General features: G+C 34.9%; 16 protein-coding genes and 1 tRNA gene. 10 read left to right on the forward strand and 7 right to left on the reverse strand.

Annotation, left to right across the window (positions count from 1 at the left end):
- Window positions 1-34: 34 nt before the first annotated feature.
- The 5 genes from M2265_RS26005 to M2265_RS26025 form a co-directional block, all read right to left on the reverse strand.
- Window positions 35-1,009, reverse strand: coding sequence for an alpha/beta fold hydrolase (locus M2265_RS26005; RefSeq protein ID WP_132773917.1), 975 nt, complete (start codon window positions 1,007-1,009; stop codon window positions 35-37).
- Window positions 1,010-1,268: 259 nt separating this feature from the next.
- Complete coding sequence (locus tag M2265_RS26010; protein ID WP_132773915.1) at window positions 1,269-2,024, reverse strand: Ku protein; 756 nt, start codon at window positions 2,022-2,024, stop codon at window positions 1,269-1,271.
- A gap of 60 nt (window positions 2,025-2,084) precedes the next feature.
- The gene (locus M2265_RS26015; RefSeq protein WP_021190072.1) at window positions 2,085-2,276 is read right to left on the reverse strand and encodes a hypothetical protein; all 192 of its coding nucleotides are present in this window, start codon (window positions 2,274-2,276) and stop codon (window positions 2,085-2,087) included.
- 457 nt (window positions 2,277-2,733) lie between these two features.
- Window positions 2,734-3,693 carry a YeiH family protein gene (locus M2265_RS26020; RefSeq protein WP_132773913.1) on the reverse strand — a complete coding sequence of 320 codons (960 nt, stop codon included), beginning with the start codon at window positions 3,691-3,693 and terminating at the stop codon, window positions 2,734-2,736.
- 612 nt (window positions 3,694-4,305) lie between these two features.
- A complete protein-coding gene (locus tag M2265_RS26025) occupies window positions 4,306-5,475 on the reverse strand; it encodes an IS4 family transposase (RefSeq protein WP_132773957.1) in 1,170 nt (389 codons plus the stop codon).
- A 434-nt stretch (window positions 5,476-5,909) separates the two neighbouring features.
- Between M2265_RS26025 and M2265_RS26030 the strand changes: the two genes are divergently transcribed.
- The 6 genes from M2265_RS26030 to M2265_RS26055 all read left to right on the forward strand — a co-directional run bounded on the left by M2265_RS26030 (window position 5,910) and on the right by M2265_RS26055 (window position 13,004).
- Complete coding sequence (locus M2265_RS26030; RefSeq protein ID WP_132773515.1) at window positions 5,910-6,953, forward strand: hypothetical protein; 1,044 nt, start codon at window positions 5,910-5,912, stop codon at window positions 6,951-6,953.
- Window positions 6,954-7,270: 317 nt separating this feature from the next.
- Window positions 7,271-8,599, forward strand: coding sequence for a gluconate:H+ symporter (locus M2265_RS26035; RefSeq protein ID WP_132773517.1), 1,329 nt, complete (start codon window positions 7,271-7,273; stop codon window positions 8,597-8,599).
- 52 nt (window positions 8,600-8,651) lie between these two features.
- Complete coding sequence (locus M2265_RS26040; protein WP_021190979.1) at window positions 8,652-9,128, forward strand: RidA family protein; 477 nt, start codon at window positions 8,652-8,654, stop codon at window positions 9,126-9,128.
- Entirely contained in the window at window positions 9,125-10,234 is a 1,110-nt protein-coding gene (locus M2265_RS26045; RefSeq protein ID WP_206368338.1) for a D-TA family PLP-dependent enzyme, read from the forward strand. The genes M2265_RS26040 and M2265_RS26045 overlap by 4 nt, the downstream gene beginning before the upstream one ends.
- A gap of 3 nt (window positions 10,235-10,237) precedes the next feature.
- Window positions 10,238-11,317 carry a dipeptidase gene (locus tag M2265_RS26050; protein ID WP_132773519.1) on the forward strand — a complete coding sequence of 360 codons (1,080 nt, stop codon included), beginning with the start codon at window positions 10,238-10,240 and terminating at the stop codon, window positions 11,315-11,317.
- Between the two features lie 208 nt (window positions 11,318-11,525).
- Window positions 11,526-13,004, forward strand: coding sequence for a glycoside hydrolase family 130 protein (locus M2265_RS26055; RefSeq protein WP_132773521.1), 1,479 nt, complete (start codon window positions 11,526-11,528; stop codon window positions 13,002-13,004).
- Here the strand turns inward: M2265_RS26055 and M2265_RS26060 are convergent.
- A complete protein-coding gene (locus tag M2265_RS26060; RefSeq protein WP_132773523.1) occupies window positions 12,982-15,198 on the reverse strand; it encodes a glycosyltransferase family 4 protein in 2,217 nt (738 codons plus the stop codon). The genes M2265_RS26055 and M2265_RS26060 overlap by 23 nt on opposite strands.
- Before the next feature lie 527 nt (window positions 15,199-15,725).
- On the opposite strand from M2265_RS26060, the gene M2265_RS26065 reads away from it, so the two are divergent.
- Window positions 15,726-15,914, forward strand: a complete 189-nt coding sequence (locus M2265_RS26065; RefSeq protein WP_132773525.1) for a CsbD family protein — start codon at window positions 15,726-15,728, stop codon at window positions 15,912-15,914.
- 512 nt (window positions 15,915-16,426) lie between these two features.
- Here M2265_RS26065 and M2265_RS26070 read toward each other — a convergent pair.
- Window positions 16,427-16,500, reverse strand: a tRNA-Ile gene (locus tag M2265_RS26070).
- An 87-nt stretch (window positions 16,501-16,587) separates the two neighbouring features.
- Here M2265_RS26070 and M2265_RS26075 point away from each other — a divergent pair.
- The 3 genes from M2265_RS26075 (at window position 16,588) to M2265_RS26085 (ending at window position 18,480) form a co-directional block, all read left to right on the forward strand.
- The gene (locus M2265_RS26075; RefSeq protein ID WP_206368335.1) at window positions 16,588-17,226 is read left to right on the forward strand and encodes an HAD family hydrolase; all 639 of its coding nucleotides are present in this window, start codon (window positions 16,588-16,590) and stop codon (window positions 17,224-17,226) included.
- 88 nt (window positions 17,227-17,314) lie between these two features.
- Entirely contained in the window at window positions 17,315-17,509 is a 195-nt protein-coding gene (rpsU, locus tag M2265_RS26080; protein ID WP_021190399.1) for a 30S ribosomal protein S21, read from the forward strand.
- Window positions 17,510-17,601: 92 nt separating this feature from the next.
- Window positions 17,602-18,480: a tyrosine-type recombinase/integrase gene (locus tag M2265_RS26085; protein ID WP_021190398.1), complete on the forward strand. Its 879-nt coding sequence runs from the start codon at window positions 17,602-17,604 to the stop codon at window positions 18,478-18,480.
- The last annotated feature ends 5 nt before the right edge of the window (window positions 18,481-18,485 follow it).

Consider the following 18,485-nt stretch of genomic DNA (forward strand, 5'->3'; position numbering starts at 1 on the left):
ATCGCTAAATATAGCGATCCTTATTTTTTGAGACTTAAGGATGCTCAGTCACAGAGATCGATTCAAAAGGCAATTTAAGTTCAAGCCATTGTAAGATTTCGATATATACCTTTTCTTTGATCGATTCATTGAGAAGTTCATGACGCATCATGGGATGCAGGTGGTATTTTACATCCTGATTACCATGGTCCATAAGGTCTTCAGCGGTCTTAATAACACCTTTTCCAAAATTACCTATAGGATCTTCTTTACCGCTTTCTAATAGAAATGGAAGTTGATTTGGAATGCCATCCGTCCAGTTTGGACCGGAACCACGATTGGCAACATATGCAGTCGCATAAAAAGCGTTGTTGGAAAATGGAATTCCACATAGTGTATCAGCTAAAAAATGGTCACGGTTTTCTTTTGCTAAACTCAACCAGTTGCTATTTTTTTGGTTAGGTTCATTTTTAAATTTTTTATTATTAAATGCACCAAATGAATAGTTAATAAAACTTGATCTGGTTTTAGGAAACATTTTGTTCAATAAAGCGAGTAGTCTTTCTCCTACAACAGCGGATTTATCCATTGTACCTGTACCGATGAGTACGGCTCCATGGAATAGATCACCAATTTCTTGTAAAACACAACGGGTAATAAAAGAACCCATAGAATGTCCTATAATAAAATGTGGTAGATCGGGATACTGTTTTGCAATTAATTTTGCCATCTCAATACCATCGTCTACTAATCTAACTCCCGGGTTTTCGCGTTGTATAAATCCTAATGCATCTTTATTTTTAACGGAGCGACCATGTCCCAGATGATCATAGGTCATTACTAAAAAGCCGTTTGTTGCGAGAAATCTTGCAAAATCATCATAACGTCCACTATGTTCCTGCATGCCGTGCAATATGAGTATTGTTGCTTTGGCTTTTTTTTCCGTGGGGAAGTAAAGAGTTTTAAAGATGTCATGTGTACCGCCTATGGTATCTGTAATCTCATGAAAACTAGATTCAAGATGTATCATGTTTAATAAATCAATTGGGGTAAATCCTAAAAATATCTATTTAAAATGCTTGATGCTTGATCTTTAATCCAAAATTATGGCCTGTTGATTCACAAACAATAAACAGATGTAAGATAAGTCTTTTTTACCTAATTCTAGAAATTGTCTTTTATAGATGATTGAGAATGCTTGTGAAATTATGATTTATTGATAAGACGTTTCTTACGCTGAGATAACATGTATTTTTTATTCAAAAGTTCTTTTCGTAAAATATGGTCATTTATGCGAGACTTGCTTTTAGCTTGGCGAGTAGATCGCTGGCCTTCGTATTGTCTATACTAATTTTTCTGATTGTTGCTCTTTTTCCTTTATCTTTTTGTTTGATTATTTTTAGCAGATCTTCAGTATATTCATTCTTGTATTTACTGATGTCAAATGGTTTGCTATGTTGTTTTATGAGTTGAAGAGCCATATCCATTTCATTCTTCTGAATTTTGATTGTAGTGGGTAACTTTAACTCAGAAATAGCCCTAATCTCTTGCTCATATCGGATCTTATTAAGCAATAATGTGCCCTTGTAGGGTCTGACTATGGCAAGGTGTTCAACATTGCGCATGACGAATGATCCAAGTCCAGCAGTTTTACTCTTTTCAAGTGCTTTTGTGAGTAATTGATACGCTTTTTCGCCACCTTTTTGAGGTTCAAGATAATAAGGAGTGTCAAAATAGATGCTATCAACTTCGTTGAGTTGTACAAAAGCATGTAAGCCAATAATCTTTGTTTTTTCTGGACTCGCTTCTTCAAAGTTAGCATCTTCTAAGATGACATAATGATCTTTAAGAAAATATCCTTTCACAATGTTTTCCCAAACAACTTCTTTTCCGGTTTTTTCGTTTACTCTTTTAAATTTAATATTAGCTTGGTCTTTACGATCGAGCATATCCAGATCTAGACTGCTACTTTCCGTAGCACTGTATAATTTTACTGGAATATTAACGAGCCCAAATCCTATAGCTCCCGTCCAAATAGCGCGCATAGTGAATGAATTTTACTGTTTACAACTAGGAATTAAATTCTTTAAAAGTTTATCTCCAGTTTATAGGGAGCAAGTCTGTTTTAGTCTCCTTAATACTTGATCGATGTATTCCGGAAATTGCGTTAAGGCTTCTCTTAGGTGTCGTTCGCCTTCTATAAATCCTTCTCTTCGTGCAATTTCTAGCGCCGAAAGGTATACTTTTTCAAGATAACCCTCTGGCATTTGTACAGAATCTAAGTCAGTGTTGCTCATAGCTTTAAAATTAAATATTGATGTTTTTCGTTGTTGACTGATTTGGTATAGCTTTAAATAAATGATAACTGCTATCCTTTAAATATATAACATATTGATCTGTAAATGGTTTTAATTTAACATGTTATTTTTAAATTGTTTTACGGATTATTTTGATGTAAAAGTTTTATTAAACTCAAGATGGTATTTATAGAAATTTGCAATTATTTATCTTCTAAATGTCGCGGAAATAATACGTAATAATTTGTACAGTATCGGTGTGTATAAATGGAGATTTTGAGCAGTATAAGGGACTGACTGAATAATGGAATGGCAGGTAAAAGCACAATCGATAATAATCGGTTTGGCTGTTTCGACAAATGAAAAGAGTTGAACAATGCTTATACCGTACATAATCTTCTGCGTTCCTTTTTAAGAAATTTAGATTTACTATTCCCTTCATTTATGATGGAAAAAATTAAAAAAAGTAAAGTATAGTCCCTAAAGAAAGCAGGGAAATGATGACCCAAAGTATTATTCCTTGAAGGAACGGTTTTATCCCCATTTCGATAATGAGTTTACGGCTTAGTCCACAACCTATTAGGAAAAGTGTTAGTGTTAAACCTGTTTTTGCAAAACAAGTGAAGATATGCTGATAGTTATGGATACTTGGTATATAGCTATTTGCCAACATGGCTACTACAAAAAGTCCTATAAACCACGGAATTTTTACTTTTGGACCATTGGTTTTAAACAAATAAGCTGCTAAAAAAGCAACAGGTATGATCCATAATGCTCTACCTAATTTAGCTGTTGTTGCTATTGCTAATGCCTCAGGACCATATTTATTGGCAGCGCCAACTACCGAGCTGGTGTCATGAATAGCGATAGCACTCCATATTCCGAATTGAAGTTGCGAAAGATCAAGCGCATTTCCAACTGCAGGAAATATAAACAGTGCTGCAGCATTAAGGGTGAATATAGTCCCTAATGCAATAGAAAGTTGTTTTTCTTGTACTCTAATAACAGGGGAAATAGCCGCTATTGCGCTTCCACCACAAATAGCTGTGCCGACAGCTATTAGGAAAGATGTTTTATTTTCTATTTTCAAAAGTTTACCAAGGAGATAACCAAAAATTAATGTGAATGAGAGGAAGGTCAACGTTAATAGAAAACTTGTTTTTCCTGTTTCTAACGCTTTGTCTATTTGCATACCAAATCCTAAGCCAACAACGGAAGCCTGTAATAAAATATGCGTTGCTTTTTGATTAAGATGGAGATAGGGATGCCCAACTGTTTGGGCAATAACTATCCCTAATAGGAGCGCTATAGGAGGTGAGATGAGTGCTGGTATACAGCAAGTGATAGCTATCGTTACAAATATAATTTGTCGGATACGATTATTCCTTATAACTACTATTTTGTCCTTAATTTCCATCTCTATCCTTTCGTTACTAGTCCTGTTTTGATTTGTGTTTTTGACTGATACAAATGTCGTGAACACAAAATTTTGATAGAAATGGTGATTTGTTATTGGGTATTACCTATGGTTATGATTTATTATTCTTATTTGTTATAGGTTTATTAGTGGAAAAGTTGAGAATTTAGTTTACACTATGTTACTTTTAAAAAAGTGCTTTAGCTGACTTGGCTTTAATTGTAAGGGAGGAGTTTTAGAATAAATCGCTTTTAACTTCATCTGAAGTGTCGGATTTGATAAAATGCAATAATGAGGCATCAAAGCTATACGGTATCAAAGCAATTCCTCAGAATTATTTGATTGGTCATGATGGAAAGATTGTTGCTATCAATGTTAAGGGAGAGTTTTTATTTAAAAAATTAAAACAAATATTTGAAGGAAAATAATTTTAATTATTATTGGAGCTTCGTTGTAGGTCAGAAGTTTTACTTCTGACCTTTTTTATGCATTTGATTTATGGCTAATCTCAGTACCGTCCTAAATAAATTTTAGGGCCATATAAATCCCTATCTGCTGGTGTTTCCATGCAGATTTTATTGTTACTCTCCGAATAAATCCTCCCTGTCCGTTTCAGAAAAGGTTAAACTGTCCATTTTGATCGGGCGGTTTGCCCGAAATAAACGGGTCATCGGCCCATTTCCACAGATCAATCTTCACGAAGATATTCAGCCGTATGAAATTCACCAGATTTGACAGGTTCCAGCTATATTTCGCCCTTTTCTGAATATACTTGAAGAGTAATATCCCGATCAGGGCTGTCCATATCTGGATGTAAACGGCATTCTGGGAGGTGCCTACAAAACTGGTGACCTTCAGCCGCTGCTTGAGGTGTTTAAAGAACGTCTCGATCTCCCAGCGCTCTTTGTAAAGTGCAGCTACGGTGGCAGCCTTCCACTGAAAATGATTGGTCAGGAACTCGTATTCTAAATTTTTGATGCTGTCCCAAACCCGGACAAGACGCATCTTCTTATCTCCGTACCGAGCTGCTGAGCTGCCATCCAAGGCAATAACCTGATCTTCAATCACCCCGGCTTCTTTCAGTTCATCGCTTTTCCAGGACTTCAATACCGTATATTTCATATTGGATTTGCTCCTTGTTACGAAAAAGCAGCCAGTGCTGTCCAAAACGTTCATCCAGGCGTAATCGACATAGCCCCGATCCACCACTACCACACATCCTTTGGGAAAGGATAGGGTCTTTGCCAGGGTGGATTCATGTGTTTTGCCATCGGTAATATGCACGAAGCTGGGCATACAGCCATCGTAATCCAGTACCGTATGCAACTTCACCGCACCTTTGGCACTTCGGAACCTTGCCCAATCAAACACCGACAGGCAGAGCGGGATCACCGTGGCATCCATCAGCAGCACTTTGCGTTTCAGCATGCGCAGTTCTGAGCGAAGATGCGTCTGCTTCTGCCAGAGTGTGTCCAATAACCCAATATACAGGTCGCGGAATAACACGTGGTCACGATGCGCATTCATGTAGGAAAGATTGGACTTGCTGGGCACCCTGCTGATACCCATGTGGTGCATATTGCCCGTCGTACTCCGCAAACCGTTGCTGATGTCCCTGACAGAATCTGCAGACGATAAATGGCAGAAAAGCATGCTTACCAAATGCGTCCAGCTGTTGATCCCCTTGTGGTGCTTGTCTGACTCATGCTTGCGCACCAAAAAATTGAAACCACCGCGGTCGATAAGCGAGAGAATCTGAGAAAATACATTTATATTTACCATGGTGGTGATTTGTTTTAGCAAACTAAATATAGCATTCCATGCTATATCATTCACCACCACTTTTTAAAAAACGTTTAGGACGCTACTGGGCTAATCTCTAAAGTCATTGTTTTACAGTAGGTTAAATTAAGTTATTTAGAATGTAGAGATGTTCTAATGCATTTAAAAATAGATTTTTTGAGCTTTTAACATTTAGTAGCAGATTCTTAAATACTAATTGAATATACTATTTACATTGATAATTTATTAGGGTTTGCTGCCTGTATCATTAAGCACCACTTTTTTTAAAACTACAGATAACAGAAAGATGTCTTAAGTAGTTAATTTATATTTTGTTTTTTTTGACTATCATGTAAGATTGCTGTGTTCATATTTAATATTTGATTTTTAAATAAAAAATTAATAAATTTATATAACCAATAAAATCAAAGCTTATGCGAAAGTTATTTCAAAATAATCTTGGACTAAGATCTATAGTGCTGTACATTTTGATATGTATACTCGTTGTAGCTATCAGTGTTGTTTTTCTTCAATATCATAAACTCATAATTGTAAATGCTTTAGATAAAGCTTCTATAAATGGGACTTATATTCTTTACTCTTTGCTTGTAATAAGTTCATTAACTCTTGTAACGACATTTTTTGTTTCTCCCATATTCTTTTTTGAATATCTACAAAAGGAAAATGTTGATTATGTTTTAGTGAAATTGTTACCCTATTTGCCTATGGTTAGTGTATTTTGTGTATATTTTCTTTTATTTGGACCTGGCTATAATGAATTTACTAGTGAGGATAAGTGGAGTTTGATAGATACTGTTTATATAATATTGTCTGGAGTCACTGTATTGATTGCTGGTGTTATTGTTTTACATTTTATAAAAGGTTTTCAGTCTATTTTTAAAAATGCGATGGTTTTTGCCTATAACCAAAGTTATGGTAAAGCTGGAGATCAGTTTAGTTTAGATGATTTTAGAAAGCTTCCAATAAAAGAAAATGAAGAGCCAAAGTGTGAGGAAAATCCAAATGATGAATTGATTAAAAGAGTTGAGAAGTTAATTAATTCTACAGAAGAGTTGGAAGTTGAACCCATTGGAGATGTTAATTTTAATATCGTAATTTATGTTTACGGTGATGGTTTTGATTACTGTTTATTAGATTCCGGACTGGATATTCCGTTTATCTTTGGTGATGAAAATCCGGAAATAGTATTAGCAGAGTGTCACTTTTTACATATTAATATAGCTTTATATTTTAGGATAGATCAAGTGTATATTTTTAACTTTGAAGATAATTATGTTGTTTTAAATCCCGCCATCGATCGAAATTTACATAATATTAGAAGTAAGCGTGTGAATGAAAAACTAAATAGTTATCGTGTTAAAGGTAAACCTTCTGGTTATTTTCATATACATCCAAGTCTAGGTGATAAACTTCGTATAATTGTAGATGGATATGCAAATAAGCGTTTCAATCACTAATATTTGTCATTCAATTTTGTCGGATAATTATTTTTCATCCTTCTTATTCGTTTTAAAATAGCTATTGTTCTTTTTGTCATAAATTTTATGATATAAAAATAATCATCAACATATATTAAATTAATGGTTTCTTGTAATAAATTACGATTGATATAGTTTTTCATTATTGTACTGGGGAAGAGGTTTGAAAGGATTTTATTTTTATATTTTTTAGGAGTTATGAGTTTAGTTCACTAACTTCATTATTGAAAAAAATGATTTATTGAACCAATATTCTGAAGCAAACATGCTTTTGGGATAGACCTAAACTTGCTCTAATGATCTTGACCGTCATTGTATTAAGCTTGTTTTTGCTAATTGTTCTTATTACACAGGCAAAAATAAATGCTTTTCTATCTTTTTTAATAGTTTCTGTTATTTCTGGAATTTTGCTAGGCATGCCTTTGGAGAGTCTTATTCTCGCTATTGAAAAAGGTATTGGCTCAGTAATGGGAAGCCTCATGTTAATTTTGGTACTAGGTGCTATGCTAGGGAAAATTGTTGCAGATAGTGGAGCCGCCGAGCGTATAGCGAAAGTCATGGTACGATTAATGGGAGAAAAGTATATCCAATGGGGTTTGATGCTGACTGGTTTTATAGTCGGAATCCCTCTTTTTTATGGAGTAGGATTTGTCCTGTTAGTGCCACTGATATTTTCAATATCCTATCGCTATAAACTTCCTGCCGTATATATTGGTCTTCCTATGCTTGCCGCATTATCAGTGACACATGGATTTATACCCCCGCATCCTTCTCCTGTGGCACTAGTGGCATTATTTCATGCCGATATGGGAGTAACATTGATTTACGGGCTTCTAGTTGCAACTCCTGCAATAATTATAGGAGGTCCTATTTTTGGAATGACACTACGAAATATAAGACCAAAGCACGAACTGTTTTTTAAACCGGTTGGTACTGAAGTAGGTAGTGACTATAGTGTGCCCAGTGCATGTATTAGTTTTTTAGCCTCGCTATTTCCAGTTTTTTTATTGATTATCGGTACAGTTCTTCCTTATGTAATTGATACGGGTAATGAAAAATTATTGTCTTGGGTGAAATTCATTTCAAATCCAACCCTAGTTATGTTACTGGCTATTTTATTTGCAGGATATAGCTTGGGCATAAAACAGGGGCGAAGTATCAAGTCAATTATGGAGATCTTTGATGGAGCTGTGAGAGATATAGCAATGATTTTATTTATTATTGCAGGCTCAGGTGTATTCAAACAAGTAATGGAAGATAGTGGGGTCAGTTTGGCACTCGCTAATTATTTACAGACCTTACCCATTCATCCATTGGTTTTAGCGTGGTTGATAACTGCTGTGATACGAGGATGTATCGGTTCTGCAACAGTGGCTGCGTTAACAGCGGCTGGTGTGTTATTGCCACTAGCTACAGGTGGGCATATTCATCCAAGTTTGATGGTTCTCGCAATTGGAGCAGGCAGTTTGATGTTTTCACATGTTAACGATGCTGGTTTTTGGCTATTTAAAGAATACTTTGGGTTGAGTGTAAAGGATACGCTTCTATCATGGTCAATCATGGAAGCTATTGTATCTGTTGTCGGTTTACTTGCTGTCCTAGCGTTGGATATGATTATTACTTAAAATTTAATTACCTTAAATAATTATTTGAATAACATAAAATATATAACATATTATGAATTATAATGCAGACGAACAATTTGAAAAATTAGGTTTAACATTACCTCCGGCACCTGCACCTAAGGGTGTTTATAAACCTTTTGTAATTGATGGTAAATATCTCTATTTATCTGGTCATGGGCCTGTACAAGATGATGCATCATTAATTATTGGTAGAATCGGTGCAAGCCTTAATCCTGAGGAAGGTAAACTTGCCGCAAGACAGGTTGGATTAACAATGCTTTCTACTATAAAAACTAATCTAGGTAGCCTTAATCGTATAAAACGTGTAATCAAGGTGTTGGGAATGGTCAATTGTACTTCTGATTTTGAAGCGCATCCAGCTATTATTAATGGTTGCAGTGAATTGTTTGCTGCAGTTTGGGGAACTGAGAATGGAATCGGAACGCGTAGTGCGGTTGGATTTGGATCACTTCCGGATAATATTCCTGTAGAAATAGAAGCTTTGTTTGAATTACATGAAACAGTATGATTAAGCATTGGTATGAATTAAATGATGTTTCAGAAGTAGACTCTCCCGCACTCTTGGTTTATGAAGAGCGGGTTGTCGATAATATTCAAAAAGCTATTGAGATGGTAGGGGGCGATTGTAGCCGGATTCGCCCACATGTCAAAACAAATAAATCGACAGATGTCTGTATTGCTTTAAGGAAGGCGGGTATAAATCAATTTAAATGTGCGACTATTGCTGAAGCTGAAATTCTGGGAGATGTTGGAGCTAAAGACGTCCTATTGGCTTATCAGCCAACAGGTCCTAAGATTGAACGTCTGATTAAGCTTAAAAAACATTTTGGTAAAACCAATTATTCGTGCTTAATCGATCATAATGAGAGCGCTAGGGCATTAAATAGGGCATGTGTTTTAGCAGACTGCTCTATGGATGTGTATATTGATGTAAATATTGGGATGAATAGGACAGGGGTAGCATTGGAAGAGGTCGAGAAGTTAGCCGTGACCATACTGTCACTTCCAGGGCTTCGTTTGATGGGGGTACATGGATATGATGGTCATATCCATGACTCTGATCTCAAAATCAGAGAAGAACAAAGTGCTATATCATATGCATTATTAAGTAAAGCACATTTATTATTAAACCAATTATGTAGCTCAATATCAAGGATGATTATCGGAGGTTCACCTTCTTTTACTTTTCACGCAGATAGAACTGATGTGATTTGTAGTCCAGGGACGTTTGTATTTTGGGACTATGGTTATGGAGAAACTCTAAAAGAGCAACCTTTTGATTATGCGGCATTACTGTTAACCCGTGTTATAAGTATTGTTGATCAGCATCATATTTGTTTGGATTTGGGATATAAAGCTGTCGCAAGTGAATCAGCTTTACCGCGTGTCAAATTTTTAGATCAACCCGATCTTGAAGTCGTAAGCCAAAGTGAAGAACATATGGTCGTAAAGGTTCCAAATGCACAAGTATACGAAATAGGTGCAGCTTTCTATGCTGTACCAAAGCATATATGTCCAACTGTGGCATTGTACGAAAAATTGGTGGTCATCACTGATGGAGAGGTCGATAATTATTGGTATGTTACTGCTAGAGATAGAAAGATTAATTTCTAAAGGATGAAAAAACAAAGATTGATTTTTGATGCGCATTTAGATCTTAGTATGAATGCAATGGAATGGAATCGGGATTTAAGACTTCCGATTGCTGAACTAAATAGTAGAGAGCAGGGGATGGACGATAAACCTGATCGTGGAAATGCAACAGTCTCTTTTGGTGAACTGAAAAGGGGGAATATTGGCCTAGTTGTCGCTACTCAAATTGCAAGATACGTGGAGAAGGAAAGCTCTTTGCCTGGTTGGTATTCTCCAGAACAAGCTTGGGCACAAACACAAGGGCAATTAGCTTGGTATAGAGCAATGGAAAAGGATGGGTACATGCGCATGATCAAAACTAAAACGGATTTAGAAGAGCATATCATTCTTTGGAATGATGAGACCAATAAATCAAATAAACCAATCGGTTTTCTGCTAAGTTTAGAAGGAGCTGATTCTTTAATTGATTTATCTTATCTCGAATATGCTTATGAGCAGGGATTACGTGCGGTTGGGCCAGCTCATTATGGGCCAGGAAGGTATGCGAATGGTACGGACTCAAATGGGAGACTAAATGCAAAGGGAATAGCGTTATTAAGGGAGATGGAACGCCTTAATGTTATTTTAGATGTAACTCATCTTAATGATGATGCTTTTTGGGATGCTATGGATGGATTTAATGGTCCAATATGGGCTAGTCACAACAACTGTCGCGCACTTGTCGACCATAACAGACAATTTAGCGATGATATGATCAAAATCTTGATTTCGAAAAAAGCAGTAATTGGGGTGGCATTAGATGCCTGGATGATGGTTCCCAGATGGGTAAGAGGCGTATCTGACCCTAAGACAATGAATTGTTCATTAGAGGTTATGGCCAATCATATTGACCATATCTGTCAATTGGCCGGTAATACAAATCATGTCGGTGTAGGAAGTGATCTTGACGGCGCTTTTGGTAAAGAACAATGTCCATATGACCTGAAAACTATTGCTGATATTCAGTTGGTTTTTGATATATTGTCACAAAGGGGATATGGTGAGGATGCTTTAGATAAAATAGCACATTCGAATTGGATTAATTTTTTGCGAAATTGCTTATAAATGGTCCGTTTTTAGCGAATACGTGTTTTATACTTACCATACAATCGTTATAATTTGAATGATATTTCTCTGCAGAAGGTACTTCTAAATAATTAAAAATAAGATTTTTATAAATTTTAATAATCTTTTGTGCTTAAATTGTATAACAATGTGATCATTGATGTGTTTTATAAAAAGAATTTATTAGTCACTTTTATTGTTGATATGTATGTATAAACCCGTTCAAGTTAATCGGAAAGATATTTATTTTAGGCCAGATACCAAACGTGTCCTTGCTCGTTTTTTTTCATTAGGTGATGAACGTTCCATTAAAGTAATTCATCGGGTGCTACAATTATCGGATGAAAAACAAAAGGAAGTTTTTGGACAGGTTTTACGAAGTTATTCTCAGCGGCACCGCAGTATTGTGAAGGTGTTTGAGCGTAATTTTGATCGCATAAGACATCTATTGGAAAGATTAGAAATGCCGACGGATAAAATATCGATGACAGCTAAATTATTAATTGGTTCTTACTTTACGATGGAATATTCCATCGAATCGGCAGCTTTATTTAATCCATCTATTGTTGAGCATCCAGATCAGAGCGAGCTTTATAAAGGGGAGAAGAGGGTTATTATCAGTTTTAGAGCAACCGGTGAGGGGCATGTATCTTCGATAGTATTCCGCTCTGGTTATATTGATACGGAGAATAATATTCATCTAGATGTTGTGGGAACATTGCTGGACAAGCCTATCAATATTAAGAATCATCGGTATAATAAAAATAGCTTCATTTCTAAATTGGTTGAGTTGCATCCAAAAGATGCGACGGCTATGCAAAAGCTTAGCGAAAATCTAACAGAAACATTTACATATGAGGAGCTGAAGAGATATGTGGAGGGAATACGTGCTGAAATAGAGCATACAGAGGATAATGATAGTATATTGAAGCAAGCGATATGGCTCGCTTCATCGCATTATGAGATGACTTTCTCTTTGGATACTTCAATATCTGAAAGGGTTATTTTTCCAATTTCTGATACTGAAAAAAGGGGGATTGAAGATGCGAGATTTGTTCGTTTTATAACACCTAAGGGAGAGGTTATCTATTATGCAACTTATACTGCATATGACGGATTTAGTATTTTACCAAAACTATTGACAACTAAGGATTTTTATCATTTTACAGTCAAGCCCATCCATGGAGAAATTGCAAATAAAGGTGCTGCGATTTTTCCGCGAAAGATCAAAGGGAAATATGCTATGCTATGTCGTATTGATGGTGAAAATAATTATATCGCCTATTCCGATTATATCAACATTTGGAATGAAGCTATTCATTTGGTGCAAGAACCTGAAAGTCCATATGAGTTTATACAGATCGGAAACTGCGGTTCCCCAATTGAAACCGCAGCCGGATGGTTAATTATTACACACTCTGTTGGCCCTATGCGCGAGTATTCAATTGGGGCTTCATTATTAGATTTGGAAAATCCACATATAGAAATAGGACGCCTTAGTCTCCCTATTTTAACTCCTAATGATATGGAAAGAGAAGGGTATGTGCCAAATGTTGTCTATTCATGTGGAGCTATTGTTCATAATGATCAGTTAATTATGCCTTACGCCATGTCGGACTATGCATCGACTTATGCGACCATTAACTTGAATGAGTTGATTCAGGCTATTCTTCAACCTGAAATTTGATTTTTAAAGACTTATAAACAGTTAAGTAGGCTATAAAATAACATAACGTGCTTTCTGCTCCTTGATTGCGGTTAATGCCATAAGTTTCTAACCCATCACAGCATCCTTTGGTGCTGTGGTCATATAGCGGGAGCTTAAGGTCATTTTCGCCTAAAAACCATTCAAAAGATCGAATCATTTTTTCAAAATATTCTTCATTTTTAGTGATTTCAAATACCTCCCTAAATAAAAGTACTGTGGCTGTAACATCAATGGGCTGTTGCCCGAATTTGCTTATATTTTGATTTTGTTTTGCCCATTTTTGATTGCCAATAATAGATAAAAACCCATTTTGCATAATGATATTTTCGAGAAAATAAAAGCTTGAAAATCCTATTTTTCTAAGTTTATCATCATTTAAATATTTGGTTGACATGAGTATTGCCAGTGGGATAATCGCATTGTCATATGCCAGAACTGGTTCAAACCATTTCCACTCATCATCAGCACTGGAATCATATTCATGTACTAATTTAAAAGCCAGTTTACGGAGTAACTCTGTGACTCTTTCATCATTTGGCTGTTGTTTTAGATATTCAGCAATACCCATCATAGTATAAGCGATAGCACGTATAGATTTTAAATTTTCAAAGTGTGGCATAGCTTTAAAAAACATATTTGATCCTAACTGATAGAAGTCAACAAAAGGTGCTGTATTAAATAGATATCCCAATGCCCATATAGCCCTACCAAAAGAATCTTCAGATCCGACTTCTTCTAAAAATTCATTCTGAAAATTCATGAAGTTATGAAATAATCCGTCCTCTCTTTGAGCATAGTAAATGTAATTAAGATAGGTCGAGATTCTCTTTCTAGTATCCTTTTCTCCAAAGGCTTCATATTGCATCAGGCTAACCAATAGCGCTCTAGCGTTGTCATCCAAACAGTATCCTTCTCGATAGTTGGGTGTTGCAAATGTGGCATGTTGAATAATTCCTACATAATTTGTCAATCGATCAAGATGATCCCATCTGAATTTTGGAAAACGCTCTAACATCGTTATTTTTATATCGGTGTCGAGATTTACTTGTGTAGAGGAGAGCTTTTGGAGTAACTTGACATAAGATCCGCCTAATTTGTTCCAAGTCATTTTTTCACCATGATGGCGAGCCCTACTTCTAAGTTCTTCTAGTTTTTTAGGGTTATCAAATAGGTCAATGAGAATATTTTTTAATTCTTTATGATTTTTAAAATCAAATAAAATGCCTCTTCCATCTGCCAATAAATCTTTCGCATGCCAATAGGGAGTAGATAATACAGCCGCTCCAGCCCCTACAGCAAATGATAATGTTCCACTCGTAATCTGAGCTTCATTAATATAGGGAGTAATATAGATATCACATGCTGTTAAGTAGGTGGTTAGGGTTTCGTTACTGACAAAATCATTGACAAAAATGATGTTGTTTTCCAAGCCCATTTGTTTTATTAAGGCAGTTAGATACTCCCGATATTCTTCGCCAGATTCCAATAAAACGTTTGGATGCGTTTTTCCTACAATAAGGTAAACAGTATTAGGATATTCTTGTACGACCTTTGGAAGTGCATGTATAACTGTTTCAATTCCTTTGTTACGAGCTATAAAACCAAAAGTAAGGATGATGCGTCTATCTGTCAACTGTAGTTTTTCTTTTGCATCGTTCTGTTGGTAATCAAAGGCTGGAACTCCATGAGGTATTAAACGTATTTTGTTTTCATGTACATGATATATTTTTTGGAGAAGTCCAATTGCATAGGAACTCATGACTACTATGATAGAAGCTCTTTTTGCAATTTCAATCAATATTGCTCTTTCATCAATATTTGGTTTTTCTAATATAGTATGTAAGTTGACCAATAAGGGCATATGAAGTAAATTGATCAAAGAGAGTATGTAAACACCGCTATTCCCTCCAAAAATACCATATTCATGTTCCAGCACTACACAATCATATTTATTCTCGTTAATAAAATTGGCCGCTTGGATATAATCTAATTGCTGTTGGGGGTTAATTTCGAAAACAACTTCCTCATTATAAGAATAAGATCGGTCTGAAAGAGCAATAATATGTTGGGTAATAGTTGAATCCTGATGGTCTATGGATTGTAGTAAATCATTGGTAAAAGTTGCTATTCCACATTGTTTTGGCAAATAAGTACTGATGTAGGCTATTTTCATGTTGAATTCTTAAATTTTTTAAATAATTAAATGATTTGATATGCCTGATTTTTTAGTTCAGCTGTTTTGATGAATTTACCTTATTTATGTTTCATGACTAAAACAGGTTGATATAATGGTATTCGGTGATCATTGTTATTTTTAATGAGTTTATTAAGAATGATCGTATTTATTTTTTAAGGAATGTACATGGTGTTAAAAAAATTATTTATATATGTATTTGATCCTCACGCTAGGCACGATAGCTTTTCATGGCTGTTGTGCCTAGTTTGAGAGCTATTGAAAGTATAGGTTCTGAATAAATATTAGTGAATTGCCCATATTCAACATACTAAACAATTAGAAAGTAGAAAAGTTGAATGTTTTTGAATTGTTGAAGGTACTTCTTTTTAAATCAACAATAGAAATTTCTTTTTACCGTACTGTTAAATATTTGTTAATCGAATCAAATTATCCAGCGCATGAAAACAATTTCACTTCCCAAGTGTTATATCTATAGTATTTACTTTAAAAAAGGAGATTTTATTATGAGCGAATTAACATGGAAAGGTCGTTGGAGCGAACTAAAAGGTAAAGTGAAACAACAATATGCAGATCTAACGGATGACGATCTATTGTACGCCGAGGGAAAAGAAGATGAATTATTAGGTAAACTTCAAAAGAAAACCGGAAAAACTAAGGAAGAGGTAGAAGATTGGTTAGATAAATTGAAATAGTAAATTTTAGTTTTATATAGCATAAAAAATGGTTAAGTACGATAAGTGCTTAACCATTTTTTTTTGTCTCCAATAATTTATTATTACAACAGTGCCTGATTCATCTTTTAATGGATTAATATTTTAAAAAATAATACATTTCAATTGTTTGTTGTGAAAAAAAATGATCTGAAAATCAGTAGTTTGCGCATTATTTTTGGTATTTTCCCTTATTTGTGAAAAAAAAATTTTAGCTTTGTGAAGCCCATCCCAAAAGGGCATGTTTTTCATAGGTAGATGAAAAGGTCGCGTTAAGTCTAACACGACCTTTTTTTATTTCCATCCATAGATTTGTTATAAATAATAAGCGCATGTTTATTTATCAATAGTTTTGAAAATTGTTTATTCAACATATCTAATTTTACTCAATATTTTTTTGATAACAATCTTAGTCCTGTATATTTGCTTTTAGAGAAATGAGATGAATAGGTTGAACAGAAAAAGCCTCACTAAAAGTAAGGCTTTCTAAGCAGTGCTCCCAACTGGGCTCGAACCAGTGACCAAAAGATTATGAGTCTTCTACTCTAACCAACTGAGCTATAGGAGCGGTTATTATATTTTGTCAAAATGTAACGTTTACCGCGTTTTGACGATGCAAATATTGATATTTGTATTGATATTTCAAAATAAAAAGATGAAAAAAATTAAAAATATTATCCTCGATTATGGAGATGTGATCTTTATGATCGACTTTTTGAGGATGGAGTCTGCCTTTAGTGAGTTGGGAATCAAAAATGTACGAGATTATTATGGTCACCGAGCACAAACAAAACTTTTTGATGATTTTGAACAAGGAAAAATTCCCGCAAAAGCATTTCGAGATGGAATTCGTGAAATTTCCGGTATATATTCTTTGACGGATACACAAATAGATGCTGCATGGAATGCCATGTTAATTGGTGTGATGGATGGAAATCATGAATTATTGCTCGATCTTAAAAATGAATATCGATTATTTTTATTGAGCAATAATAACGAAATTCATTATGGTTGGATTATGGATTATTTAAAAAATAATTTTGACCTCGATGATAATACAGCTTTTTTTGAAAAAGACTATTATTCACATTTAATGGGTATGCGTAAACCCAATATTGAGATTTTCCAATTTGTATTAAAGGAAAATGGTTTGGTCCCCGATGAGACGGTTTTTATAGATGACAGTCCACAGCATTTAAAGACTGCGAGTGAATTGGGATTAAAAACTTATTTGCTCACTAAACCTGATACCTTATATGATTTAATTTATCGTGAAGGCTTATTGAAAAAATAGTGAGATTCTTTTTGTATATCTCAATCATAATTGTACCTTTGCATCACTTTAAAAATTAAAAGGCTACGAAAGGAGGTATATACAGAGCATGATTATCGTAAATGTAAAAGAAGGAGAATCTTTAGATAGAGCATTAAAACGTTTCAAGAAGAAATTCGAAAAAACAGGAGTTTTAAGAGAACTACGTTCTCGTCAAGCTTATGAAAAGAGATCTGTAACTCGTCGTATTCAAGTTAAGAAAGCGATCTACAAACAAGGATTAAACCAAGAAGTTTCAATCTAAGGTTTCTAAAAAGATATAAAAAAGGGAAAAGTTTACTTTTCCCTTTTTTTATGCGCTTTAATTCGGTAAATTAGTTACAAATAGAATGGATTATGTATATAAAAGAGTTTGAACGGTATCTTCAATATGAAAGGCGCTACTCTAAACACACTTTAATAGCTTATTTACATGAAATTAGTCTGTTTTTAGTGTTTCTAGAGAATGAACATCTTCCATTCGAAGAGGTTGGCCATCGTGATATGCGTCATTATTTCGCCATGATGACAGAAGCGAATAAATCGGCTACGACAGTGAATCGAAGCATCTCGGCATTACGGACTTATTATAAGTTCTTACAGCGAGAGGATATTGTGAAAGATAATCCGATACAAGTGAAAGCTCTGAAAATGCCTAAGAAGTTACCAGTGGTAGTTGAGAAGGATAAATTGATGTTGTTGCTGGACCACTTAGAAGAGAACGTGCATGATTTTGAAAGTCGTCGAAATAAATTGGTGATGGAACTTTTATTTGGTACAGGTATTCGACTTGCAGAATTATTACAAATTCAGGATAGAGATATTGATTATTATAACAAAAATATTCTTATATTCGGTAAAAGGAGTAAGGAAAGGTTAGTTCCTATTAATGGGACATTAATAAAAGAGCTACAGCTTTATTTACACGCTAAAAGTTTATACATTGAAAATAATAAATCAAGTTTCTTAATCGTTACTAAAGAGGGAAAACCGGCCTACGAGAAATTGATCTATAGAATTGTGCATAAATGTCTGTCGATGGTTTCTTCACAACAGAAGAGAAGTCCGCATATTTTGCGACATACTTTCGCGACAGCATTATTGGACAATGGTGCAGATCTTAATGCAATAAAGGAGCTCCTCGGGCATGCGGGGCTTGCGGCAACACAAGTCTACACGCATAATTCTGCGGAGCGGTTAAAGTCTATTTATAAACAAGCTCATCCAAAAGCTTAAAAAAA

It is taken from the genome of Sphingobacterium kitahiroshimense (assembly GCF_025961315.1).
GTDB classification, from domain to species: Bacteria; Bacteroidota; Bacteroidia; order Sphingobacteriales; family Sphingobacteriaceae; genus Sphingobacterium; species Sphingobacterium anhuiense.